At 58.2% G+C, this 21,981-nt stretch carries 16 protein-coding genes; 7 read left to right on the top strand and 9 right to left on the bottom strand.

The genetic code is table 11. The features are described 5' to 3' along the window. Positions 1-11 precede the first annotated feature (11 nt). Together VSQ83_RS16685 and VSQ83_RS16680 are read left to right on the top strand one after the other, a co-directional pair. Positions 12-1,739 (top strand): autotransporter assembly complex protein TamA, encoded by a 1,728-nt coding sequence (locus tag VSQ83_RS16685; RefSeq protein ID WP_133077916.1) that lies wholly within the window; start codon positions 12-14, stop codon positions 1,737-1,739. Then, positions 1,736-5,410: a translocation/assembly module TamB domain-containing protein gene (locus VSQ83_RS16680; protein ID WP_326427220.1), complete on the top strand. Its 3,675-nt coding sequence runs from the start codon at positions 1,736-1,738 to the stop codon at positions 5,408-5,410. Before VSQ83_RS16685 ends, VSQ83_RS16680 begins: the two co-directional genes overlap by 4 nt. A 72-nt stretch (positions 5,411-5,482) precedes the next feature. Here VSQ83_RS16680 and VSQ83_RS16675 read toward each other — a convergent pair whose 3' ends face one another. Then, positions 5,483-5,620: a hypothetical protein gene (locus tag VSQ83_RS16675; RefSeq protein ID WP_219262096.1), complete on the bottom strand. Its 138-nt coding sequence runs from the start codon at positions 5,618-5,620 to the stop codon at positions 5,483-5,485. Positions 5,621-5,768: 148 nt separating this feature from the next. Here VSQ83_RS16675 and VSQ83_RS16670 point away from each other — a divergent pair, with 148 nt between their 5' ends. Next, positions 5,769-5,957, top strand: coding sequence for a hypothetical protein (locus VSQ83_RS16670; RefSeq protein WP_019828355.1), 189 nt, complete (start codon positions 5,769-5,771; stop codon positions 5,955-5,957). Here VSQ83_RS16670 and VSQ83_RS16665 read toward each other — a convergent pair. Next, on the bottom strand, positions 5,954-6,340 hold the full coding sequence (locus VSQ83_RS16665) for a fe2+ zn2+ uptake regulation protein (protein ID WP_326397578.1): 387 nt from the start codon (positions 6,338-6,340) through the stop codon (positions 5,954-5,956). The two genes, VSQ83_RS16670 and VSQ83_RS16665, sit on opposite strands and share 4 nt — an antisense overlap. Positions 6,341-6,552: 212 nt before the next feature. Then, entirely contained in the window at positions 6,553-7,548 is a 996-nt protein-coding gene (locus tag VSQ83_RS16660) for a FecR family protein (RefSeq protein ID WP_326427219.1), read from the bottom strand. Between the two features lie 164 nt (positions 7,549-7,712). On the opposite strand from VSQ83_RS16660, the gene VSQ83_RS16655 reads away from it, so the two are divergent. Continuing rightward, positions 7,713-7,988, top strand: a complete 276-nt coding sequence (locus VSQ83_RS16655) for a PepSY domain-containing protein (protein ID WP_016782369.1) — start codon at positions 7,713-7,715, stop codon at positions 7,986-7,988. 90 nt (positions 7,989-8,078) lie between these two features. On the opposite strand, the gene VSQ83_RS16650 is transcribed toward VSQ83_RS16655, so the two are convergent. The 3 genes from VSQ83_RS16650 to VSQ83_RS16640 all read right to left on the bottom strand — a co-directional run bounded on the left by VSQ83_RS16650 (position 8,079) and on the right by VSQ83_RS16640 (position 9,549). After that, on the bottom strand, positions 8,079-8,636 hold the full coding sequence (locus VSQ83_RS16650) for a GNAT family N-acetyltransferase (protein WP_219262097.1): 558 nt from the start codon (positions 8,634-8,636) through the stop codon (positions 8,079-8,081). A 111-nt stretch (positions 8,637-8,747) separates the two neighbouring features. After that, a complete protein-coding gene (locus tag VSQ83_RS16645; protein ID WP_133077911.1) occupies positions 8,748-9,005 on the bottom strand; it encodes a DUF2790 domain-containing protein in 258 nt (85 codons plus the stop codon). 289 nt (positions 9,006-9,294) lie between these two features. Beyond that, positions 9,295-9,549 (bottom strand): DUF2790 domain-containing protein, encoded by a 255-nt coding sequence (locus VSQ83_RS16640; RefSeq protein WP_133077910.1) that lies wholly within the window; start codon positions 9,547-9,549, stop codon positions 9,295-9,297. A gap of 302 nt (positions 9,550-9,851) precedes the next feature. Between VSQ83_RS16640 and zapE the strand changes: the two genes are divergently transcribed. Beyond that, on the top strand, positions 9,852-10,967 hold the full coding sequence (zapE, locus tag VSQ83_RS16635; RefSeq protein WP_219262098.1) for a cell division protein ZapE: 1,116 nt from the start codon (positions 9,852-9,854) through the stop codon (positions 10,965-10,967). A 26-nt stretch (positions 10,968-10,993) separates the two neighbouring features. Here zapE and VSQ83_RS16630 read toward each other — a convergent pair whose 3' ends face one another. Genes VSQ83_RS16630 through VSQ83_RS16620 form a run of 3 tightly spaced genes read right to left on the bottom strand, consistent with a single transcriptional unit; the run spans position 10,994 to position 15,554 of the window. Continuing rightward, positions 10,994-12,409 (bottom strand): efflux transporter outer membrane subunit, encoded by a 1,416-nt coding sequence (locus VSQ83_RS16630; protein ID WP_133077908.1) that lies wholly within the window; start codon positions 12,407-12,409, stop codon positions 10,994-10,996. Between the two features lie 7 nt (positions 12,410-12,416). Then, positions 12,417-14,387 carry a MacB family efflux pump subunit gene (locus tag VSQ83_RS16625; protein WP_133077907.1) on the bottom strand — a complete coding sequence of 657 codons (1,971 nt, stop codon included), beginning with the start codon at positions 14,385-14,387 and terminating at the stop codon, positions 12,417-12,419. Then, entirely contained in the window at positions 14,388-15,554 is a 1,167-nt protein-coding gene (locus VSQ83_RS16620) for an efflux RND transporter periplasmic adaptor subunit (RefSeq protein ID WP_326427218.1), read from the bottom strand. 303 nt (positions 15,555-15,857) lie between these two features. Here VSQ83_RS16620 and VSQ83_RS16615 point away from each other — a divergent pair, with 303 nt between their 5' ends. Together VSQ83_RS16615 and VSQ83_RS16610 are read left to right on the top strand one after the other, a co-directional pair. After that, on the top strand, positions 15,858-16,337 hold the full coding sequence (locus VSQ83_RS16615) for a sigma-70 family RNA polymerase sigma factor (protein WP_219262102.1): 480 nt from the start codon (positions 15,858-15,860) through the stop codon (positions 16,335-16,337). An 89-nt stretch (positions 16,338-16,426) separates the two neighbouring features. Next, positions 16,427-21,904, top strand: a complete 5,478-nt coding sequence (locus VSQ83_RS16610; RefSeq protein WP_326427217.1) for a dermonecrotic toxin domain-containing protein — start codon at positions 16,427-16,429, stop codon at positions 21,902-21,904. Positions 21,905-21,981: the final 77 nt, after the last annotated feature.

Below are 21,981 nucleotides of genomic sequence, written 5' to 3'. Positions count from 1 at the left end.
CATCCGCGCCTATGAAGTTCTCAGGAAGATTTACCAGTGGTGTTGTCCTGCTGCTCAGCAGCTTTGCGGTGTCTGCCCAAAGCGAGTTGGTGGTCAGAGTCAAACCGGCAAACGATGCCCTCAAGGCCAACGTGGAAGGCTACATAGGCAGTCTCGGTGATCGTGACGAGAAAGCGTTATTGCGCTTTCAACGTGGCGCTCAGGAGCAGGCCCTCAAAGCTTCCCAGGCCTTGGGCTACTACCATCCCTCTATAGAAGCCGAGGTCAAACCCGGCGATCCGCCGCGTCTGGTGTTGAGCATTGATCCCGGCGAGCCGGTGCATCTGCGCAACGTCAACGTGCGCGTCGAAGGCCCGGCAGCCGCTCTTAAAGCCTTTCAAATTCCGGCCAGTGATGATCTGAAACCGGGTGCGGTGCTCAATCAGGGGAATTACGAAGACGCCAAGCGAATGATTCAAAACCGTGCCCTGCGTTACGGTTTTTTCAACGGCAAATTTACTCAGCACGAACTTCTGGTCGATCCCAAGGGCGGGTTTGCGGATATCAATCTGGTCTACGAAAGCGGGCCGCGTTTTTTGCTTGGCAAAGTCACTTTTGCGGGCGATGCACCTTTTGACCAAACCCTGCTGGACCGCATGGTGCCTTTCAAGCCGGACACCCCTTACGACTCTGAACTGGTCGCCGAACTCAATCAGAATCTGCAAAGCAGTGGGTATTTTGAAGTCGTGCGCGTCGATGCCGCGCCCAGTACCGCAGTGGGGCAAGTGATTCCGATTGATGTTGATCTGGAAACCCGCAAGCCGCGCACCATGACCCTGGGCCTTGGCTATTCGACCGACACCGGAGCCCGTGGCAAAGCCAGCTGGATGCGCCATTGGGGCAATCCCCGGGGCGACAGTTACGGCTTTGAATCCGAAATTTCCCAGCCCAAGCAAAACGTCGGCGCCTGGTATGACATTCCGCTGGATCCGCCGCTGACCGACAAGCTGCGTCTTGCCGCGGGCTATCAAAACGAAGAAATCGCCAACACCGATACCCTGAGCAAACTGCTCACGGTCGGCCCCGAGTGGCACAGCAAACTGGACAATGGCTGGACGCGAATCGTGTCGCTCAAATGGCAGCACGAAGAATACCGTCTGGGCGACGACTCGGGTCTTAGCACCCTGTTGATGCCGGGTGTCAGCTATTCGGTATTGCGCAGTGACAACCGTATCGATCCCAGCCACGGCTACAGCGTGGTCACGGAGATGCAAGTGGCCAAGGAGGGGCTGTTGTCTGACACCAATCTGTTTCACGGCGATGTGAAATTCAAGGCATTGACCACGTTGTGGGACAAGCACCGCTTTTTGGGGCGAATTCAGTTTGGCGGCAGCGCCACCAACGGCTACAAGTCGATTCCGCCGTCCCTGCGCTTTTTCGCAGGTGGTGATCAAAGCGTGCGTGGCTATGACTACCAGAGCCTGTCACCGAGAAACGCAGAAGGTGATCGTATCGGCGGGCGCTACATGCTGGCCGGCAGTCTCGAATATCAGTATCAGTTCGCCGAAAAATGGCGTTGGGCGACCTTTGTCGATCAGGGCAATGCGTTCAATACGCTGGACTTCCCGAGTCTGAAAACCGGGGTCGGCGTGGGTATTCGCTGGATCTCGCCGGTAGGCCCGATTCGTCTGGATCTGGCCCATGCGCTGGATGACGATGGCGGTGTTCGTTTGCACTTCTCGATGGGGCCAGAACTGTGATTCGTGGTTTGAAAATAGCGGGTCTGGTGCTGTTGGCGTTGGTTCTGCTGGTGGTGGTGAGCGTGGGCGTGATTCTCGGTACGCAGGCGGGCAGCCGCTGGGTGCTGGGTCAGGTGCCAGGCTTGCAGGTTGAAAATTTTGCCGGGCGCCTGGGCGGTCAGTGGGGTGCCGATCACCTGCTGTGGGAGCAAGGCACCAGTCGGGTAGAGGTCAGCAGGCCCATATTTGCCTGGTCGCCGGGTTGCCTGGCCCGTATGACCCTGTGTATCGATCAGTTGCAGGCCGAGACTATCAGCCTGCAATTCCCGCCCAGTGAAGACAGCAGCAGCGGTCCGGTCAGTCTGCCGGAACTGAAACTGCCCCTGGCGATTGAGGTGGGGGTGGTCAAAGTCGGCAATGTGCTGTTCAACGGCATCGAACAGCTCAAAGGCATGCAGATGTCGGCGCAATGGACAGCCAAGGGCCTGGAAATCGAGTCGGTACAGGTCGAGCGTGAAGACCTGAACGTTGAATTGTCCGGGTTGCTACAACCCTATGGCGATTGGCCGTTGACCCTGCAAGGCACTATCAGCCTGCCTGCACCGGACGACAAGACGCTGGAGGTGGTGCTCAAGGTTGAAGGCAATCTGCGCACCACCCTCAACCTTTTGGCCGACACCAGCGGGTATCTCACTGCACACCTGACGGGGGAGATCCAGCCGTTGGCGGACAATCTGCCGGCGCAGTTGAAAATCACCGCCGAGCCGTTCAAGGCCAGTCCCGATCTGCCGGATACCCTGGTGCTCAACCAGCTGTTGCTGACAGCCAAGGGCGATCTTAAAGACGGTTATGAACTCAATGGCAGCGCCACATTGCCCGCTGAAAAAGAGCCGGTGAATCTGCTGCTCAAAGGTCGGGTAGATGCCAAGGGCGCGCAAATCGCAGCGCTGGACTTGACCGCCAGTCCGCTGCAGCGCTTGAAGCTGTCAGGGCAAGTGGACTGGCAGGAGGGCTTGAGTGCCGAGGCGAAAATCGACTGGCTGGAATTCCCGTGGCACAACCTGTACCCGGTGATCGACAAGCCCGATGTGGATTTGCGCAAGTTTGTCGGCGAAGTCTCCTATCGCGATGGCAAATATCTGGGCAACTTCCAGGCCGATCTCGATGGCCCAGCAGGCAAGTTCAGCCTCGGCAGCCCGTTCAGCGGCGATCTGGGCAAGATATTTTTGCCACAGCTGAAACTGGTCGCCGGGCAGGGCAAGGCCGAGGGGCACGTCAATGTGCAGTTCGCCGAGGGTGTGGCCTGGGACATGGCACTGGACTTGAGTGCCATCAACCCTGCGTATTGGGTGGCCGAATTGCCGGGTACGCTGGCAGGCCCGCTGCGCAGCAAAGGTTCGTTCAAAAATGAGCGTCTTGAGCTGGATGCCAACCTTGATCTCAAAGGCCGTTTACGCGGCTTGCCAGCAGTGTTGCAGGCCAAGGCCAACGGTGCGGGAGAAGCCTGGACGCTCAGTGCGCTGGATATTCGCTTGGGTGACAACCGGATCAATGGCACCGCCACGTTGCAGCAGCAACTCAAGGCCCAACTGGATCTCAACCTGCCGCGCCTGGGGCAGCTCTGGCCGCAACTGCGTGGCCAGCTCAAGGGTCGTGTCGATGCTGGGGGCACCCTGAAAGCGCCCCAAGGCACGGTGAAGCTTAATGGCCAGCAGTTGGCTTTCGCCGATAATCAGCTGCAAAACCTGACCCTGGATGCCAACCTCGATCGAAATCAGCGTGGCCGCCTTGACCTCAAGGGCAGCGGGATTCAGGTCGGGGACACTCAGCTCGGTGTGCTGACCGCCAACGCCAGTGGCGATATCAAGCGCCAGCAGCTCAAGCTGGGTGTGCAAGGGCCGATGCTGCAACTGGCCCTGGCACTGGATGGCGGCCTGGACAAGGACAATTGGCGCGGTCGATTGGCCAGCGGTGACGTCAAGGCCGGTGGGCAGGCCTGGGTGCTGCAAAATCCGGCAAGGCTGGAGCGTCTGGCCGATGGCCGAGTCAATCTGGGCTCGCAGTGCTGGATTTCAGGCCCGGCCAGTTTGTGCAGCGAAGAACAGCGTTTGATGCCTGATCCAAAACTGCGTCTGCACCTCAAGCAGTTCCCCCTCGACAGCCTGGCCGAGTGGCTGCCCAAGGACTTTCAATGGCAGGGCGACCTCAATGCCGATTTGATCCTGGACCTGCCTGCCAGCGGGCCCAAAGGTCAGATCGTGGTCGATGCCAGCGGTGGCACGCTGCTCTTCAAGGACAAGGGGCAGTGGGTCGACTTCCCGTACCAGGCGTTCAAGCTGACCAGCAACCTGACCCCTAACCGTGTCGATTCCCGCCTGGATTTCGACGGTGGCAAGCTGGGGCAACTGATGCTGTCGGCGCGAATCAATCCGCTGCCTAAAAGCAAACCGATCAGCGGGGAGTTCCGCCTGACCGGGCTGGACATCTCGATGATCCGTCCGTTTGCGCCGATGGTAGAAAAGCTCACCGGTCAGTTGAACGGTACGGGCACCATTTCGGGGGCTTTGCTGGCGCCCCATGTCATCGGTAATGTGGCCCTCAGTGAGGGTGAAATCTCTGGACCGCAGTTGCCGACCAACTTCGAAAATGTGCAGCTTTCGGTGGCTATCAATGGCGAGACAGCTCTGCTCAATGGCGGCTGGACCAGCGGCGAGAAAGGACAGGGCAGCGTCAGCGGTAATGTGGCGTGGGGCCAGAACATGGCGGTCAACGTCCTGGTCAAGGGCAACAGCCTGCCGGTAACGGTCGAGCCCTACGCCAAGCTGGAAGTCGCTCCGGATCTGAAAATCACCCTCAGTCCCGACAACACGTTGTTGATCGCGGGTCGGGTCAATGTTCCCAAAGGTGAAATCGTAGTTCGCGAATTGCCGCCTTCGACGGTGAAGGTTTCGGATGACACGGTCATCGTAGGCCAGCAGGCCGCTGATGAGGCGTCGCCGATGCAGGTCGACATGGATATCACCGTGGTAGTGGGCCAGGAACTGCTGACGTTCTCGGGCTTTGGTCTGAGCGCCGATCTGGCGGGGCAGGTCCATATCGGCAACAACCTGGATACCCGCGGCGAGTTGCGCCTGAACAATGGTCGCTACCGCGCCTATGGCCAGAAGCTGACCATTCGCCGGGCGCGTCTGTTGTTTGCAGGGCCGATCGACCAGCCGTATCTGGATATCGAAGCGATTCGCCAGACTGACGACGTGATCGCGGGTATCCGTCTGACGGGCAGCGCCGAACAGCCAACCACGCAAATATTCTCGGAACCGGCCATGAGCCAGGAGCAGGCGTTGTCGTACCTGATTCTGGGGCGTCCGCTGACAGGCACCGGTGAAGATGAAAACCTGCTGGCACAAGCGGCTCTGGGCCTGGGGTTGTTGGGCAGCTCGGGGATCACCACCAGTTTGGCGAATCATTTGGGGATCAAGGAGTTTGAACTCGACACCGAAGGCAGTGGCAACAACACGTCTGTGGTGGCCAGTGGCAAGATCAACGAGCGCCTGAGCGTGCGTTACGGGGTGGGTGTGTTTGAACCTGCCAGCACCATTGCCCTGCGTTACAAGTTGAGCAAGCGGGTGTATGTCGAAGTGGCGAGCGGCTTTGCAAGCTCGCTGGATATCTTCTACAAGCGGGACTTCTGACCTGCTGTGAAATGTGACTCCCCACCCTGTGTGAAAGCGGGCAAGCCCGCTCCCACAAGGGCAGGAGGCGTTTCAGTAACGGTTGTAATAGCCTGGACCGCCATCATGATGACGGTGACCGTCATGCCATCCATGGCCTGGAAAAATCACGCATCCGCTCATGGCCAGGATGAGCAACAACGGAACCAGCCTGGTGACTCGACGTAACATGTGTGGATCCTCATGGTTAGAGCCATAGCAGCTAAAAAACTGTTCTGGCTGTAAGATGAGACCTCGAATGTTTCAATTTATTATCGAAAACCGAACATATTTGTCAGGTCCCGGTTTTCGCTTTCAGACTTACTTTCAGGAACAGGTTATGACCCCTTCGCAGCGCTTGAAATACTCGATTTTGATTTCACTGGTGGTTCTGGGAATCATGTTTGGTCTTTCGTACATGCAAAACGCCGGCATGATCACTGAAAAAATGTTCCAGTACGTCGCTATCGGCGTGGCCGTGATCGTGGTCGTGATCAATGGCGTGATGCGCCGCAAGACCAAGATTTAAGCTTCGATCTTCCCTGTCAAAACGGCTTCAGCCTGCGGATGCAGGCTGTAGCTCTTGTCGCTGTTGAGCACCACCACCCCTTCGCTGCACAAGCGCTTGAGTACCTCGCGCACACTCAGAAATGACAGTGGAATATCCAGTGCCTGCAAATGGCTGTGCATGCCCCGCACCCCCAGCCTGCGATCATTGCCGGCAGCCGTGAGCAGTGCGTCAATGACCTTGAGGCGCACCAGGCTGGTACGCAGCCCGAAGCACTTGAGTAAGTGGCGAATCCGTTCGTTGCCCTGCAAGGGAGTCAGCGTTTGCAACAACCCCGAGTCGGGCTGGAAAGCTGCGTCGCGATGCTGGTGGCTACCATCCGTTGGTATGTGCTGGTTGTGCATGCAAAAAACTCCTTTTCAGAGCCTGATCAGGAAAAAATAAAAAAGCGCTCTTGGTTAACTAGACGAATGAGCGGCTGAAATCATGAATATTGGAATGTAGAAATTTTGTCGTGAATTCATCTCAAACGCGTACGCGTCCAGTGTGGACGGGGGTTTGGACTGATTATTAAATTTTTTTAATCTGTGCGGTCTTTCACAGGCACGCTGAGTTTTCAGGGCCGGGCGTTCAGCACCGGCGAGCCTTGCGCATTGATACTCAGGTACACCGGCAAGACCTTGGGCAGGGACGTGACCAAGTGATCGATTTCGCGAGTATTGAACACCCCGCCGATACGCAGCTTGCCCGTGGCGCTGTCGGCCACGGAAAGAGGGCGATCCAGGTAGCGGTTGATCAGGGGCAAGGCATCGGCCAGTGACAGGTTGTCGAGTACCAGCTTGCCGTTACGCCACGCCAGATCCGGCGTGCCGGCTGGGGTCTGGCTGATTTGCGCTGCGTAGTCTCCCGCCTTGTAGCGCGCCTGCATCCCCGGCTCCAGACGCAAGCCGTCGCCACTCAGACTCTTGTTGCTGGTCACCAGCACGGAGCCCTCCAGCAGCGTGACCCGTACCTGATCCTCGTACATCCACACATTGAACTGGGTGCCTGTGACCCGAACCTGTCCCTCTGCGGCCCGGACCAGGAACGGGTGCGAGGCATCATGGCTGACCTTGAAAAACGCTTCGCCCTTGCTCAGGATCACCCGGCGTTCATCCTTGAAGTTGCTGAACGTCAGGTGTGTACCCAGATTGAGCTCGACTTGACTGCCATCGGGCAGTGTCACCGTCTTCGCGCTGGTATCGGCCGCAAAGCGTTCATGGGCATTGGGAATCCAGCCCAGCAGCCAGCCGCTGTAAGCCGCTACCGGGGCGGCGAGCAGAGTGATGGCCGCGGCCACGGCAACACGCTGCCAGGCGCTTCGACGTGGCGCGCTGGGCAATGCAACCACCCGGGCCTCGGCAGGCGCGGAGCGCGTCAGGTGCTCACTGACATCCCAGATGTCCAGCATCGCTTCATATTCAACGGCGTGCCGGGGATCGGCATTTAGCCACGCAGCAAAAGCTTCACGTTCCTGGTTTGTGCAATCGGGCTCGTGCAAACGCATGCACCACTGAGCCGCAGCTTCAGTGATGGCATCGTTTTCGGCTTCTGTGGGGCGTGCTTCACTCATTGAATTTTCCAGGTTTTGCGCATTCTAACCCCGCACTGGAGGTAACGAGAACATGAGCCAGGTCAAAAGCATGTCAATTAGCCCTATGGCCGGGATTTTCTCTGCTACGGTTGTTCCAGTCACATTGAGTACCAGACGCAACATCAATTAATGGAGTTAAGACAATGTTGAAGAAAACCTTTGCTGCTGTGATCACTACTGCTGCTTTGTTGAGTGCCGGTGCAGCGATGGCTCAGCCTGTTGACCCCAACTGGGCATTCTCCAAAGAACTGGTAGAAGTGCTCAAGAACAAGAACGGCTACACCGTCATCAAGAAAATCGAAGCTCAGGATCCTGCCGCCGGCATCTGGAAAGCAGAAGGGATCAAGAAGGTCGATGGCCTGGAATATGAAATTATCTTCGATTCGACCGGCAAGGTGATTTCCGAGAAGAAAGACTGATTCTCTTCACCTGAGACGAATCGCCCGCTGAGCGTTTTAACCCGGCCCTGATCGTAACCTTTGACAGGGCCGGGTGTTTTTACCCCCGCTTTAATTGTTGCGCTTGTGCCGCGACAACCAGTGTTCCCGGGTCATTTCCCATAGGTCGCAGGTAAACCTGCCGCTGACAAAATCCTTTTCTTCGCTGCTGACCCAATGCATTCCGCCCCGTTCGGAAATTCGTCGCGACGCCACATTGGGGGCGGCTTTTGGCACCCGCATACGTTCGCGCCCCAAGGTCTCGAACCAAAAGCGGTCGACTGTCCCGCACGCTTCGCTCATCAGGCCCTGGCCTTGCCACTGCGGTGCCAGCCAGAATCCACGATTGTTGTCGACGGCATCCATCAAACTGATACAGCCAATCAATTCGTCAGGCTGCGACAACAGGCGAATCGTCCAGTGCCACTCTTCGCCGCGTGCAATGGCCGGTAGCGCGACATCGCGCAAATAGTCCATTGCTCCATGGGCTGGATAGGGCCAGGGCACGAGTGCATTCAAGTAGCGCACGACCTCCCACTGGGCAAAGTGTTTCTGGACCGCGGGAGCGTCACTCAGTTGCAGTGGCTGCAGTATGAGTCGCTGGGTCTGCAGTGTGGGTGAGGTCTGCATGGGGGGATGGCTCCTTGCCAATGGTTTGAGTCGAGAGTACCGCCCAATGGCACCCATAAAAAAGCCCCCGTTAAACGGAGGCCTGGTAGATCGTTACCTCGGGAGCGGGTATTAGCCGTTGCTGCAACCATTACCCATCACACGGTACTCGAGAATATGACGCTGACCCTGATGGTCTTCGTAAGTCATTTGCGCCGGTACAACTTCGCAGACATCCGCGATGGGGGTCACGCTGATGACAGTGGCAATATCAAGGTCGGTGGCGTAAGTGTAATGTTCAACAGCCGGTTGTTGTGGCGCAACTTTAACGTCTTCAGCCGCCGCCAGTGTTGAAAAAGCAAGGAGAGCAAGAACAATCAAACGTTTCATTATCGAGGCCTTAAAACAATCACGAATCACTGACTTCAATTGCCGGTTTGGCGGGAGAAGTTATTACGTCATCGGGGGAGCGTGACGCAATACGAAGTACCGTGCCCTGTTTCAATGTTGCGTTGAGGGATGAACATAGAATACGCCCCTTGCACCGTTATTAAAGTCACAAGATCGCCAAGCAGTCTTTCCAGATCAGTAACAATCTTCATTGTTTTTTCGACGCCCAATAAAAAGCCCCCTCTGAAGAGGGGGCTGGGGTCGCATCCGTGGGTGCAGCCACTGAAGATCAGTGCGAACTGCAACCGTCGCCCATAGCCTTGTATTCAAGGGTGTGACGCTGGCCCTGGGAGTCTTCATAGATCATGGTTGCCGGTACGACTTCACACACATCGGGAATGGTCGACAGGCTGATGACCCGTGCAATATCCAGTTTTGTGCCGTAGCTGTACGATTCGACAGTTGAAGGCTGGACGGTGGAAGTTTCACCTGCAACGGCCAGCGTTGCAAAGCCAGCAAGAAAAAGTGCAATTAAAGTTTTCATAGTAAGGCCTCTAAAGTAATCAAGCGTTAAAACTGACTGACTTCATTTGCCGGTGAGGCGGGAAGAAGTTACGGCACCTGTCAAAGTTATCATCTGCGTACGAAGTACCGTGTATCGGTGTCAATCAATGTTTGAAGCATGTAAGCAATGTTACGCTGATCCACCCAAGGAAAAAGAGTGGATGGCAAAACGCTCTGTTACCGCTCGGGTAACAATGTGGTGGTGGTGTGGCTTTTTTCAAGTGCTCCGTGCGTCTCCTTGCTGGCATACTGGCACCTCTGATTCAGGAGTCAGTCATCCGTATGAATATCGAGTCGCCCCTCAGTGCGTATCAACAGGCCATCGAGCTGCAGGGGTTTGTCCATGACCCTGCCCAGTGGGTTGCAGTCCAAGCGCTGCAACGCTGCCATGAGACCCTGCACTCAGGGGCGCAGCCGGTTAATGGCGTGTATCTGTGGGGGCCGGTGGGGCGGGGTAAAACCTGGTTGATGGATCGCTTCTACCAAAGCCTGCAGGTGCCGGCCCGGCGCCAGCATTTCCATCATTTCATGCAATGGGTGCATCAGCGCCTGTTCCAGCTGACCGGGACCGCAGATCCGCTCAAAGCCTTGGCCAAAGGCCTGGGTGCGGAAGTGAAAGTGCTGTGTTTTGACGAACTGTTCGTCAATGACATTGCCGATGCGATCATCCTTGGGCGCTTGTTTCAGGTCATGTTCGACGAAGGCGTGGTGCTGGTCTGCACCTCTAACCAGCCACCTGAAGACCTCTACGGTCATGGTTTCAACCGGGATCGCTTTGCACCCGGGATCACTGCCATTCTCAAGCATATGGACGTCGTTTCGGTGAACGGGATTGAGGACCATCGCCTGCACCCCGGCATTGCTCATCAACGTTATTGGGTGACTGATACGGGGCAGCCGAGTGCGATTGAACCGGTGTTCAAGGAGTTGACCCAAGGGCAGGCGGTGTCAGGCCAGCCCATTGCCGTGGGCCATCGTTCGTTGAATGTGGTGCAGGCCAGCGATGCAGTGTTGTGGTGCAACTTTCACGAACTGTGCGAACAGCCGCTGGCCGCTACGGAGTTCATGGAAATCTGTGACCGTTACAAGGTGATGTTGCTCAGCGGCGTGCCCTGCCTGAGTGCCGAACAGCGCGAGGGCAAAATTGCCCGAGGTACGGAAGACGGCGCGGTGAAAGTCGAGGCCGGTGATCGTGAACTGCCGCAGTTGTCCAAATACGATGACAGCGTGCGACGTTTCATTGCGCTGATCGACGAGTGCTACGACCGAAAAGTACCTGTGTGCATCGAAGCCCAAGTGCCGATGGATCAGCTCTACACCCAGGGTTATCTGGAGTTCGCCTTTCGCCGGACCTTGAGCCGGCTGCAGGAAATGCAATTGCAGCGGTTTGGTCTCTAAACACCCTCTGCTACGGGTGCAGTTGTTTATGGGTGCCCGTGGTCCAGTGCAGTAGCGCCCCAGCCGCCCCCCATTGCCTTGTACAACGCAATACTGGCTTGCAGCCTCGCCAGGCGCAGCTGTACGTGCTGGTCCTGGGCCTGATAAAGCGTGCGCTGGGTTTCCAGCACCGTCAGCAGCATCTCGGCACCGGCCCTGTAGCGGTTTTGCGCGATATCGAAGGCCAGTTGCGCCTGCTTGAGCTCTTCATCCTGCCATTGACGTTGCTGGTCCAGGCCGCTGGCGCTGTTGAGGGCTTTTTCGACGTCGGCAAAAGCGCTGATGATGCTTGCCCGATAGGTTTGCAGCAGTTCTTGCTGGCGGGCGGTGGCTTTGTCGCGTTCGGCGCCGAGACGGCCATTGTTGAAAATCGGCGCCGCCAGCCCGGCGGTGAGGGTGTAGAACGGGCTGCGCAGGATATCGCTGAATCGATCTGCCCCCGAGCCCAGGCTGGCGCTCAGGGTCAGACTGGGCAACATGGCGGCGCGGGCGACAGTGATATCGGCCCGGGCGGCGACAAGCCTGGCTTCGGCGCTTGCGATATCAGGGCGTCGATTCAGTAACTCACTGGGCAGCCCGGCGCCAATGGCAGGCCAATGCAGACTTGCGAAAGGCGTATCGCCCACTCTCAGGTTCTGAACGGGCTGGCCGAGCAGGACGGCGAGGGTGATTCGGGCCTCTCGGGCCTGTTGCTCCACCCGCGGGACCTGGCGTTGCTGACTGGCAACCAGGCTTTGTTGCTGGGCCAGTTCCAGGGCGGTTGCTGAACCTGCGTGATGACGGGTCTGTACGACCTGCAGCACGCTTTGCGCATTGGCCAGATTGAGTCGGGCAATGCGCAGTTGTTCATCCAGTGCCAGGGTCTGGACGTAACTGTTGGCGACGCCGCTGAGCAGCGTCAGCTCAACGGTATCCCGATCAAATTCGCTGGCCTTGAGTGCCTGCAGCGCGCTGTCGTGGGCCGCCGCTTTGCCACCCCAGAAATCGACCTCATAACTGGCGCTCAGGCGGGCATCGAAATAGTCCACCGCCTTGTTGTCGTCGCCGGTATCCAGCTGGCTGTAGCCGCTGCCGCGCAGCAGTTTTTCACGATTGGCGGTGCTGCCCACTTTTACCTCGGGCAGCAACGGTGCTCCGGCAATCACGGCAGAGGCCCGGGCTTGCTGCACCCGCGCCATTGCCGCGGCCAAGTCGTAGCTGGCAAGCCGCGCCTGGTTGATCAGATGATCCAGGTCGGAGCTGCCAAACTGTTGCCACCATTGTTGATTGACCTGATGGCGGGTCTGGACCTGTGCCGACTGCCAGGTTGCTGGCGCGATGACGTCGTTGTGGTCGTCAGGCGGGGAATGGCTGCATGCGCTCAGTAGCAGGCACAGGGTCAACAGGCTCAAGGACGGCTTCATCGATAGATCATTCACTGGTTAGGGCCGTGACCGGGTCGAGCCGGGCAGCTTTGCGGGCCGGCATAAAGCCGAATATGACGCCGGTTACCAGCGCGCAACCAAAGGCGCCGAGGACTGCGGCCAGGGAGAACGCAACGGCAACATCGCACAGCAACAGCACCCCGCCGACCATAAAGGCCAGGGTGATGCCGGCGACGCCGCCAACCACCGACAGCATCAGGGCCTCGGTCAAAAACTGGCGCAGAATGTCCCGCTGACGAGCGCCGGTGGCCATGCGGATGCCGATTTCGCGGGTGCGCTCGCGCACGGTCATCAGCATGATGTTCATCACCCCGATGCCACCTACCAGCAGCGAGATGGCGGCAATCGAACCGAGCATCAGCGACAGGGTGTTACGGGTTTTGGCTTCGGCCTGGATCATCGCCGCGTTGTTGGTGATTTCGAAGTCCCGTGTACCGTGGTGCAGCTTGAGCATCAGTTGCTCAATGGCCTTTTCGGTTTGCTGGACCCTGCTGGCATCCGCAGCCGCGATGACCACGTATTCCGGATTGTGGCTACCGAACAGGCGCACGCTGGCAGCGGAGTAGGGCACCACGATGCGCGTGTCGCTGTCCGAGTCACCGGAGCTGGCGCCTTTTTCGGCCAGGACGCCGACCACGCGAAACGGCACGTTTTCCAGCAGGATGTACTGGCCGATCGGGTTGGGCACATCCTTGAGGACTTTATCGCGCACCTTCTTGCCAATCACCGCCACGGCGGCCGCGGCGTTTTCGTCGGCCTGGGTGAAGAAGCTGCCTTGCACCACCGGCCAATTGAAGATGGCCGAGAAGTCGATGCCGTTGCCGCCGGTGTACATCGTGTGGTCGACATTGCCGAAACGCACGCCGATTTCGGCGCCATTGACCGGCATGATCATTTTGACCTGGGGCAAGGTCGACAGGGCCGCCACGTCATTGAGGGTGATGATGCCCAACGGCGCCCTTGGTCTGGGTGGCATGCCGCTGAGGTAAATAATGTTTGAGCCAAAGGCGCCCATTTCGGCCATCACCTGGCGCTTGCTGCCTTCACCCACCGCCAGCATGACCACGACAGAAGCCACCCCGATGACGATGCCGAGCAGCGTCAGTGCGGTGCGGAAACGGTTGATCCACATCACCCGCCAGGCGGCATGAACCGCATCGACCAGCTCGCCTTTCCAGGCGCCCCGCGCTTCGCTGCCTTCGCTCAGGCGCTTGCGCAGGTCGATGGCCTGCAAGGCGTCGGGGTTGTCGGTCGTGGGGGGTTGCTTGCCGTTGGCACTGTCGCTGATCACTTCACCATCGCGCACCTCGATGATCCGGTTGGCCCGTGCTGCGACTTCACGATCATGGGTGATCAAGATGACGACGTGCCCCTGGCTCGCCAGTTCGTCGAGCAAGGTCATGACCTCGGCACCGCTGTGGCTGTCGAGGGCGCCGGTGGGTTCGTCGGCGAGAATGATATGCCCGCCGTTCATCAAGGCACGCGCGATGGACACCCGCTGTTGCTGGCCTCCGGACAATTGGTGCGGGCGATTGGCAGTGCGCTCGGCCAGCCCCAGGCGGTCGAGCAGGGCGGCGGCGCGTGCATGGCGTTCAGCGGCCGGGGTGCCAGCATAGATGGCCGGCATTTCGACGTTCTCCTGGGCCGAGGCCGAGGGAATCAAGTGGTAGCCCTGGAACACGAAACCAAAGGCTTCGCGGCGCAGCCAGGCCAGTTCGTCACTGTCGAGGTGGGCGACGTCTTCGCCAGCAAACAGATAGCGGCCTGACGTTGGGCGGTCGAGGCAGCCAAGGATGTTCATCAGGGTTGACTTGCCCGAGCCCGAAGCGCCGACGATGGCGACAAATTCCCCGGCATGAATCGACAGGCTGATGCCCTTGAGCACGTGAACTTCGGGAGTATCGATGCCGCCGTAGACCTTTCGAATAGCCTGCAGGTCGATCAAGGGAGTGGGCATTTAACCTCCGCTGCCGGTAGCGGGGCCGATCAGCAGGTGATCGCCTTCATTCAAGCCGTCGATGATCTCGAGGCGTAGACGGTCGCTGATGCCGGTGCGGATCTCGCGGGGCTCGACCTTGCCGTATTCAGTCACGACGTAGGCGGTCTGGCGGTTGTCCTGCGTGGTGCCCTGCAGCGCGATGATCGGGGCCAGCAGTACGTCCCGGGCCTGGTCGGCGACGAAGAATACCTGGGTGGTCATCTCGGGCATCAGTGCCTGATCGGTGTTGTCGACATCCAGCAGCACGGTGTACAGCACAACCCGGGCGCTGCCGCTTTTGCTGGCGGGGCTGCCGCCGCCCTGACTGGTCTCGTTGAGGGGTTTGGGCGGTACGGGCAGGACTTGGCGCACCGTGCTGTTCCAGCGCCTGTTGCCGCCACTCAAAGTCGTGAACCAGGCGTGCATGCCGGGTTTGACATGGCCGATATCAGCTTCCGACACTTCGGCCCACACCGTCATGGGCGAGAGTTTGGCAATGCGCAGAATCAGCGGCGTTTGCTGTTGGGCATTGAGGGTCTGACCCTCGCGGGCATCCAGTGCTACCACGGTGCCGGACATGGGCGCATAGATGCGGGTGTAACCCAGCTCGGCCTCATCACTGCGCAAACTGGCCCTGGCCTGATTGATCTGGGCCTCGAACATGTTGATCCGGGCCTGGGTGGTTCGTACTTCAGCCCGTGCGGCCTGAACGTCCTCTTCCCGGGTGGCGCCGCCTTTGGCCAGATGTTGCTGGCGCTGGAACTTCTGTTTTGCCAGGTCATGCAGGGCACGTTGCTCCTGCAACTGGGCCTTGAGGTTTTCAATGGCAAAGCGGCTGGCATCGAGCTTGGCGGTCTGGGTGGAGGGGTCGATTTCGACCAGCAGCTGGCCTTCTTTGACTTCAGTGCCGACGTCCACGTGAATGTTTTGAATTTGCCCTGATGCCTGCGCGCCCACATCGACGTATTGCCGGGGCTGCAGAGTGCCCAGTGCGGTCACGCTGCTTTCGATATCGCCCCGGGTGACGGGCACGGTGTCATACGCGTCCCGTCCCGGGCTCAGTAATAGCCAGACTAAAACGGCTGCGACCAGTAATAAACACAGGGTGACAAGCAGCGCACGGCGGGTCTGTCGAGGGCGTTTCATGGGGGGATCCAGCCAGTGAAAATCGGCCCGTCGTCATGCCTGAAGGGGCTAGGCAAACGCTGTCGCCCTGGCAACAGATACGGGGAGCTGTTGAGTAAACGAATGATTTGGCGGGGGATTTAGGTATTGGATGATGCGTCTGTTACTGGATGTTTCGACAATGTTTAAGCGTGCGGGGTTTAAATCTATATGAGAATTACTATAAATTACATCCGCAAAAATGCCATCATCACGCCGCTATCCCATTAGATCTGTTTCTGCGCTCATGGAGTGTTGCCGCTGCCGTCGCGGCCTGGAGTCCTGTTGGAAAACTACTATCGAGAACTGGTGGGTTTTTTGAGTGCCAGGCTGGGTAATGCCCAGGCGGCCGAAGATGTGGTGCATGACGCTTATGTGCGGGTGCTGGAACGTACACGGGGCGAGCCGATAGAGCAGCCCCGTGCCTTTCTGTACCGCACGGCACTCAACCTGGTGATTGATGGCCATCGACGCAGCACCTTGCGCCAGTCCGAGCCGCTGGAAGTGCTCGATGGTGAGGAACGTTTTTTCAGCCCCTCACCCCAGGTACTGCTGGATCAGGGCCAGCGGCTGGACATGATCCAGAAGGCGCTCGCCGAGCTGCCTGCAGCGTGTCGCGAGTGTTTTTTGCTGCGCAAGATCGAAGGCTTGTCACACCCCGAAATTGCCGAGCGCCTCGGCGTATCGCGCAGCGTGGTGGAGAAGCACATCGTCAACGCCATGAAGCATTGCCGGGTTCGAATCCGGCAGTGGGACAACGCCTGAATCGTCCGTTTTTGGGCTTAGATAAGTAACACTCCTGCGCCAATCCCCGCTGTTTTACTGGGTGCTCTTTTCCTTAGAAAGTGAGCGCCATGACTGACTCCCAAACGCCTTCTGCTGCACCTCCCCGCCCAGACTTGCCCAGTACCTTGACTCGCCGCGAGCGGTTCGTGATCGAATTGAGCCGCGCGATTGAGGAGGCTGCGTACCCCAGCGAACTGCTTAATCGATTACAGGCTGCAGTGACCGTGAACCAGCATGCGCTGGGCGAGGTACAGGCTTTGTTCAGTGCGGCGCCGACTCTGTATCAGGTGGTGCATGGCCAGGTGCTCCAGGCTCTGGGGGTCGACCCCGATAACCTGTCATGGACCAGCGCGATGCGGCCTGATGCGCCGGTCACGTTGACCTTGACTCAAGTTGCGGTCGAGAGCCTGCGCGACGATTTTGCCGAAGCTGATCTCAATCAGCGAGTCAGTCTGGTCGGTGATGAAGGCACTACGGGCCAGCCAGTTATGCTCATCCCCGAGCAGGTATTGAACCAGCTGAATTCACTGAATTTGAAAGGCCGCTACAACAAGGCTGTGCGCGATTACTGGCAGGGCATTGCCCAAGGTCAAAGCGTTAGTTGTTGCGAGTATGTGGGTGTGTTGCGCCGCCAGCTGATTAAAACCCGGGCGCTGCTGGCTCATGCTGCGGGGCAATTGAGCAATGATGGCCTTGGCATGTGGTTGCAGGTGGTGGATGCCCCGACTGATCAGCAACGCCTGGAGGCAGGGGGGGAATCTGGCGATCTGCAGGTCAGTGAAATCGCCTGGGCCAATGGTCATGGAAATGGTAACGGGGTGGTGTTCAAAGGGGCGTTTGTGATCCACGGGCGTGACGCCGGGCAAAACGCCCGCGAGCTATTGTTTGTGCCGGGTATGGATACCGAACTGTTTGAGTTCTCTTCGCGTACGGAGTTACTGGCACAGATGGTGCGCTGGATCGACAGCGATGCGGGGCCAGGCTGGTTGTTATGGCAACTGTTGCCCTATCACAGCCGTTCGGTGCTGTATGAGTCGGGTAACAGACGGCCATTGGCCGACCTCGATTACCGCGCGGTAGCGGACAATATTTTTGAGCACAGCGCCACGGCCAGTGTGTACACACAGCACGCCAATGAGTTGCTTTGTGCCGTTATGGTCAGTCCGGCGATGGTAACCGGCGAAGCGACCCTGGAGCCGATTGATGCCAGTGGTGTGGCCTTGAGTTATGCGCAAACCACCGAGCAATGGCGCCTGGAGGTGGCAGGCAAAGGTTTGTCGTCAGAGTTGAGAGCCGTGGTGACTGAATTTATCCGCCGTGACGCACGCTGGCATGAGCAGGATATTTCTTTTGGCAGCCTGGCACCTGAGTTGGCATTGCGTATTCGCAAGGAAAAAATCGAACTGCACGAACACAGCATTTTGCAGATGTTGAAACCGGGTCAGGTGGGTCAAGACACTCCGCAGTTCAATGAATTTCTGACCCACCAACAAGCCTTGAACAACGAGCGCGAATGGTCGTTGGCCTGTTTGAAGGAATTGGCCAGCGAGGCAAATCTTGAAAATGCCGACGTGTTGACGCTTGATGGCGGGCAGGGTTCGCCCCAGAGCCGGTTGATCGCCAGTCGCAATCTGGCACTGCTGCTTGAAGGCCAGTTGCAAGTGTTGCAAAAGCAACTGACCGCTGCGGATTTTGCCTTGCTGACCCAGGCGCTGAAACTCAATCTCGCAGGCCATGACACCGCCACCGAGTTGCGTCTGGTGGCCATTGCACTGGGTACTGAACAACTGTCCTACCCCTTGGTCGGCTGCTTTGTGATCACTTCGCGCCAAGGGTTGCTCACGCCATCGCTTCAAGCGTCGACCTTGCTGTTTGTACCCGGTCAGGACGGTGGTTTGCTCAGATTCGATTCATTGGCGCAGTTGCGCGAGCACGTGGGTAAAACCCTGTCCCGCCGTGCTGACTGTTCGCTGTGGCTGACAGTGGCGCTGGAGGAGCAGGCGCCAGCGCGGGCCTGGGTCGGCGCGGTGCCTTTGCGCTCGCAGGTTGAACTGCAATTGAGCGAAATTACCCTCGGAATTGTCGAGTACAGCGTCAAAGCGCAAATCAAGGCCCACAAGAAAACCCTGCAGGCCATCAACAAGTTCTTGCTGGTGATTATCGGCGCAGATCGGCAGACCGCGCTGCGCCTGCTGGCTCAGACCAGTGCGATGCAATTGCAAGTGCCCGGGCATGCGGCCCGTGAGGTGGCACTTGCTCATGTGGTGATGCAGCGCCAGGCCATGGCACTCCAGCAGCGGCTTGGGCCCTGGTTACTGGCAGCGCCCAATGAGGTCCAGGCTGACTATGCGCGGCGGTCCAGGCAGATCAACGAAAATCAGCTGGCGGTTGAAGAGTATTTGTTCAGGCGCTTGCCTTCTGTCACGGAGTTCGCCACGCAAAAATTGCGTGAGCAGTTCAAGCACGATGGTTTTGAGGAGGATCTGGACCCGTTTGAGGATATGTTCAGCATCCCGGATCAGGTACAGGTCATCAAGACGCTGGGCACTCCCAATTTGCCGACCCCCACCAACGTCGTGCCGAGCGTCGAGCTGGCGCAACGGCCTCTGGGGATGCGCACCTACAACCTGGTGCAGCTGGCCCTGGAGAACTTCGACCCGGACGACCCGCAGATAGCACTGCGCCTCAAGTATTTGCAGGTGTTGAAACCCGAGTGGAGCTCGCGCCTGACCGTTGAGTACCTGAGCCGGATCATGCCTGCTCTGGATATCGGAGGTGCCTACGAGCAGCAGATCAATCTGGCGTTTTATGGCCGGGCGGTGATTGAGCAAAACCATTTCTTGCAAGCGCCGGGCAGCGACGTGCAGATTCAGCTCATGGCCCGGCCGTACCGGCAGACACTGGAGATGGTGCTATGGCAGGCCCGACTTCAGGGCATGGATGCAACCGCCCAGGCGCTGTTCGCTCACACCATCAGGGCGCGAACGTCAGCGGATCTTAAAGTCGCGGGGATGGACATCAGCGTTGGCCATGTCACTTACAGCAGCGATGTCGAACGCTATGCCATGAGCTCGGTGGAGGGGGGGCGCGTCATTCGCGACACCCTGTCGGATATGACACTGATCTATATGCCCGGCACCGCTCACGGCAATAGCCTGGTCATGTATCCCAGCCTGGAGTTGGCCAACGCGGCATTGGCGAGCATGGGCAAAAGCCCGGAGTTGTTGGCTTACCTTGCGCAACGCACGGAACCCGGTGAGGACGCGGCGCAGATTCAAGGCCGCCTGGCCGAAGCCGCGAACCAGGCACCGCAGGACTGGATCGCTGCCGAGTTCAAGGGCGAGGTTGATATGGGCTGGAGCCTGAGTACTGATCGTCCTGAACGCATGATCAAGGTGCTGCGATTGACGTCCCGGTCCACTGCCAAGCGCGATCTCTTGCGCGAGGAGCGCAATCGTCAGCAATGGTTCGCGAACTTTTTTGCGTTGATCGGGTTTATTCCGGGATTGAACCTGTTATCCGATATTTATTTCATCGACCAGGGATTCAAGGCATTGCGCAATGCCAATTCCGCTTATGAAGCAGCACAGCAGGTGCTGCAAATAGGAATGTGCCTGGTTGATATGATCCTCACTTTCGCGATGCTGGGCCTGGAAAGCCCGCAACCGAGCAAGTGGCAAAGCGTTGTCACCCATGATCCTGTACCGCCCCGATTGTTAATGCAGCCTTTCAAGACGCGACAAACCCTGGCGCGTGAGGGCTGGGCGGCACGGGCCATTGCGCCTGAGCCCCAACCCTTTGTGATGCCTGACTTCGGCGGCTATGAAATCTCTCTGGCCCCGCAGGACGCCTGTGCACTGACCGGACAATACGATCTGGGCAGTTATCGCAAGGATGGCGTGCAATTTATTGTTCAAAAGGGCAAAAGCTACCGCGTGACACGCCCAAAAAATGCCCAAACCCTGCATTTGCAAAATCCGCAGACTCAGCGCCTGGGGCCGCCTGTCCGGCTGGCCGAGTCGGGTGAATGGCACTTTGCTTCAGGCTATGGGTTGCCGGGTGGGGTGAAAGAGGCAGAAACCATCTTGATGAATTGCGGCATGTCGCTGGAGGTGGCCCAGGGATTATTGGCCGATTACGACTTTCCGGCCAACTCAGGGCTGGAGCATTTGTTTGCCATGAGCGTGCAGCGAGACGGTATCAGGCCCGAGTGGGCCAACAAATTCCGTGCCGTCAGTGCAGAGCCCATGGCCGGCCCCTCCCATCGTCCAGCGACAAGCCGACCGGTCACCCCGGGGCTGGAAGACTATGTTGTGACGCCCCGTGTCACCCAGACCATAGCCAGCAGCGAGCTGTCGATGGATCGGGTTGTAATAGGTGACCATGATCTGTTTGTTGCCCAAGGCACAGATGCGGATGGTTTTTACCCGTTGTATCAACCCAATCCCCTTGATGCCGGGCAACTGCAGGTCTGCGGGCGTCTCTCTCCAGAAGGTGTCTACCACCTCGAAGTACCTGTTGAAATGGATTACATCTCGATTGATGGGCATTTTTACGAGGCGCACTTCAATGAGAACCTCAATCGACTCACCATCAACAAGTCCGGTGGAAGGGTGGGGCATATGCTGGTGGTGGAGCCCCAAGGGATCTTTCGGCGGATGGGCGAATGGCAATTGCTGCAGTCCCCGGTGGCGCAGCTGGATCTCTCCGCCCGGCTTGACGCACTGGCACGCCAGTTAATGCCGTTACCGGCGACTGATCAGCAAGTCGCCCGATATGTTTCGCGCTATGGGCATCAACTGATCAAATCCACGGTGCCTGAGCTGCTCCTGGCCCGCAGTGTGCCGGAGCTGGAGCGATTGGCCAGGCAGCATACCTATCGCCACGGCTTGCCGATTGAAACGCTGATCCGGATCTTCGAGGCGCAAATCAATGGTTTGCCCGTGCCAGAGGGTTTACCGGTTTACGATGAGCTACAGGGCCTGGCGCCCTTGTCCTTGTCTACGCGCAATACCCTCTATATCCATGAGGCTATGGTTTTGGGTGATTTCCTGAGCATCTTGCCCCTGTCCACCGAAGAGTCTGCGCTATTGGCCGACCTGAGCACCTTACTGAACAGTCGAACAAACATAATGTTGTCGACGCAAATGCCAATGAATCAATTTTTGCGCAGTGTGCTGAGGCGTAAAGGCTATGTGTCATTAGGCCGCGGGAACGAAGCACTGTTTAGACGAGGTTTGTTCAGCCAGATATTCAAAAGCCCTAATGGAGACTTGTATGTGATGACGACAAAGTTCCTGCCACCTCGCAGGACGGGCGTCGGGTTGAAGCCAGTGGTGCTGAATGAGTCGCGACGTGGTTTGCACTTTTCTGATGCCTGGATCGATTCTGTGATTGCCAATCAGATATGGGAGTTACCTGACAACTCTGTGGTCAAAGCCTTGCGCGAAGCCCATGAGCGCCACCGGTTGTTCAAACTGTTGGCCGGGGTGACGCGGGATGGCCAGGTGATGATTTTCAGGCTACTGGCCCCAGGGGACATTTAGTCCGGGCCCATCCCGGGCTGAACCGATCCTGAAGAATATTCTGATAGATAAAACGTCATCCTTCTTACGGCTTACTC

The organism is Pseudomonas sp. DSV-1 (assembly GCF_035830915.1).
Taxonomy (GTDB): Bacteria; Pseudomonadota; Gammaproteobacteria; order Pseudomonadales; family Pseudomonadaceae; genus Aquipseudomonas.
This window is presented reverse-complemented; position numbering and strand designations above follow the sequence as displayed.

Bases quoted from the DNA above. Each gene is read 5' to 3' on its own strand.
- zapE (WP_219262098.1), top strand. From the start codon at position 9,852: ATGAATATCGAGTCGCCCCTCAGTGCGTATCAACAGGCCATCGAGCTG.
- VSQ83_RS16610 (WP_326427217.1), top strand. From the start codon at position 16,427: ATGACTGACTCCCAAACGCCTTCTGCTGCACCTCCCCGCCCAGACTTG.
- VSQ83_RS16630 (WP_133077908.1), bottom strand. From the start codon at position 12,409: ATGAAGCCGTCCTTGAGCCTGTTGACCCTGTGCCTGCTACTGAGCGCA.
- VSQ83_RS16625 (WP_133077907.1), bottom strand. From the start codon at position 14,387: ATGCCCACTCCCTTGATCGACCTGCAGGCTATTCGAAAGGTCTACGGC.
- VSQ83_RS16675 (WP_219262096.1), bottom strand. From the start codon at position 5,620: ATGTTACGTCGAGTCACCAGGCTGGTTCCGTTGTTGCTCATCCTGGCC.
- VSQ83_RS16665 (WP_326397578.1), bottom strand. From the start codon at position 6,340: ATGCACAACCAGCACATACCAACGGATGGTAGCCACCAGCATCGCGAC.
- VSQ83_RS16655 (WP_016782369.1), top strand. From the start codon at position 7,713: ATGTTGAAGAAAACCTTTGCTGCTGTGATCACTACTGCTGCTTTGTTG.
- VSQ83_RS16645 (WP_133077911.1), bottom strand. From the start codon at position 9,005: ATGAAACGTTTGATTGTTCTTGCTCTCCTTGCTTTTTCAACACTGGCG.
- VSQ83_RS16620 (WP_326427218.1), bottom strand. From the start codon at position 15,554: ATGAAACGCCCTCGACAGACCCGCCGTGCGCTGCTTGTCACCCTGTGT.
- VSQ83_RS16660 (WP_326427219.1), bottom strand. From the start codon at position 7,548: ATGAGTGAAGCACGCCCCACAGAAGCCGAAAACGATGCCATCACTGAA.
- VSQ83_RS16670 (WP_019828355.1), top strand. From the start codon at position 5,769: ATGACCCCTTCGCAGCGCTTGAAATACTCGATTTTGATTTCACTGGTG.
- VSQ83_RS16640 (WP_133077910.1), bottom strand. From the start codon at position 9,549: ATGAAAACTTTAATTGCACTTTTTCTTGCTGGCTTTGCAACGCTGGCC.
- VSQ83_RS16685 (WP_133077916.1), top strand. From the start codon at position 12: ATGAAGTTCTCAGGAAGATTTACCAGTGGTGTTGTCCTGCTGCTCAGC.
- VSQ83_RS16650 (WP_219262097.1), bottom strand. From the start codon at position 8,636: ATGCAGACCTCACCCACACTGCAGACCCAGCGACTCATACTGCAGCCA.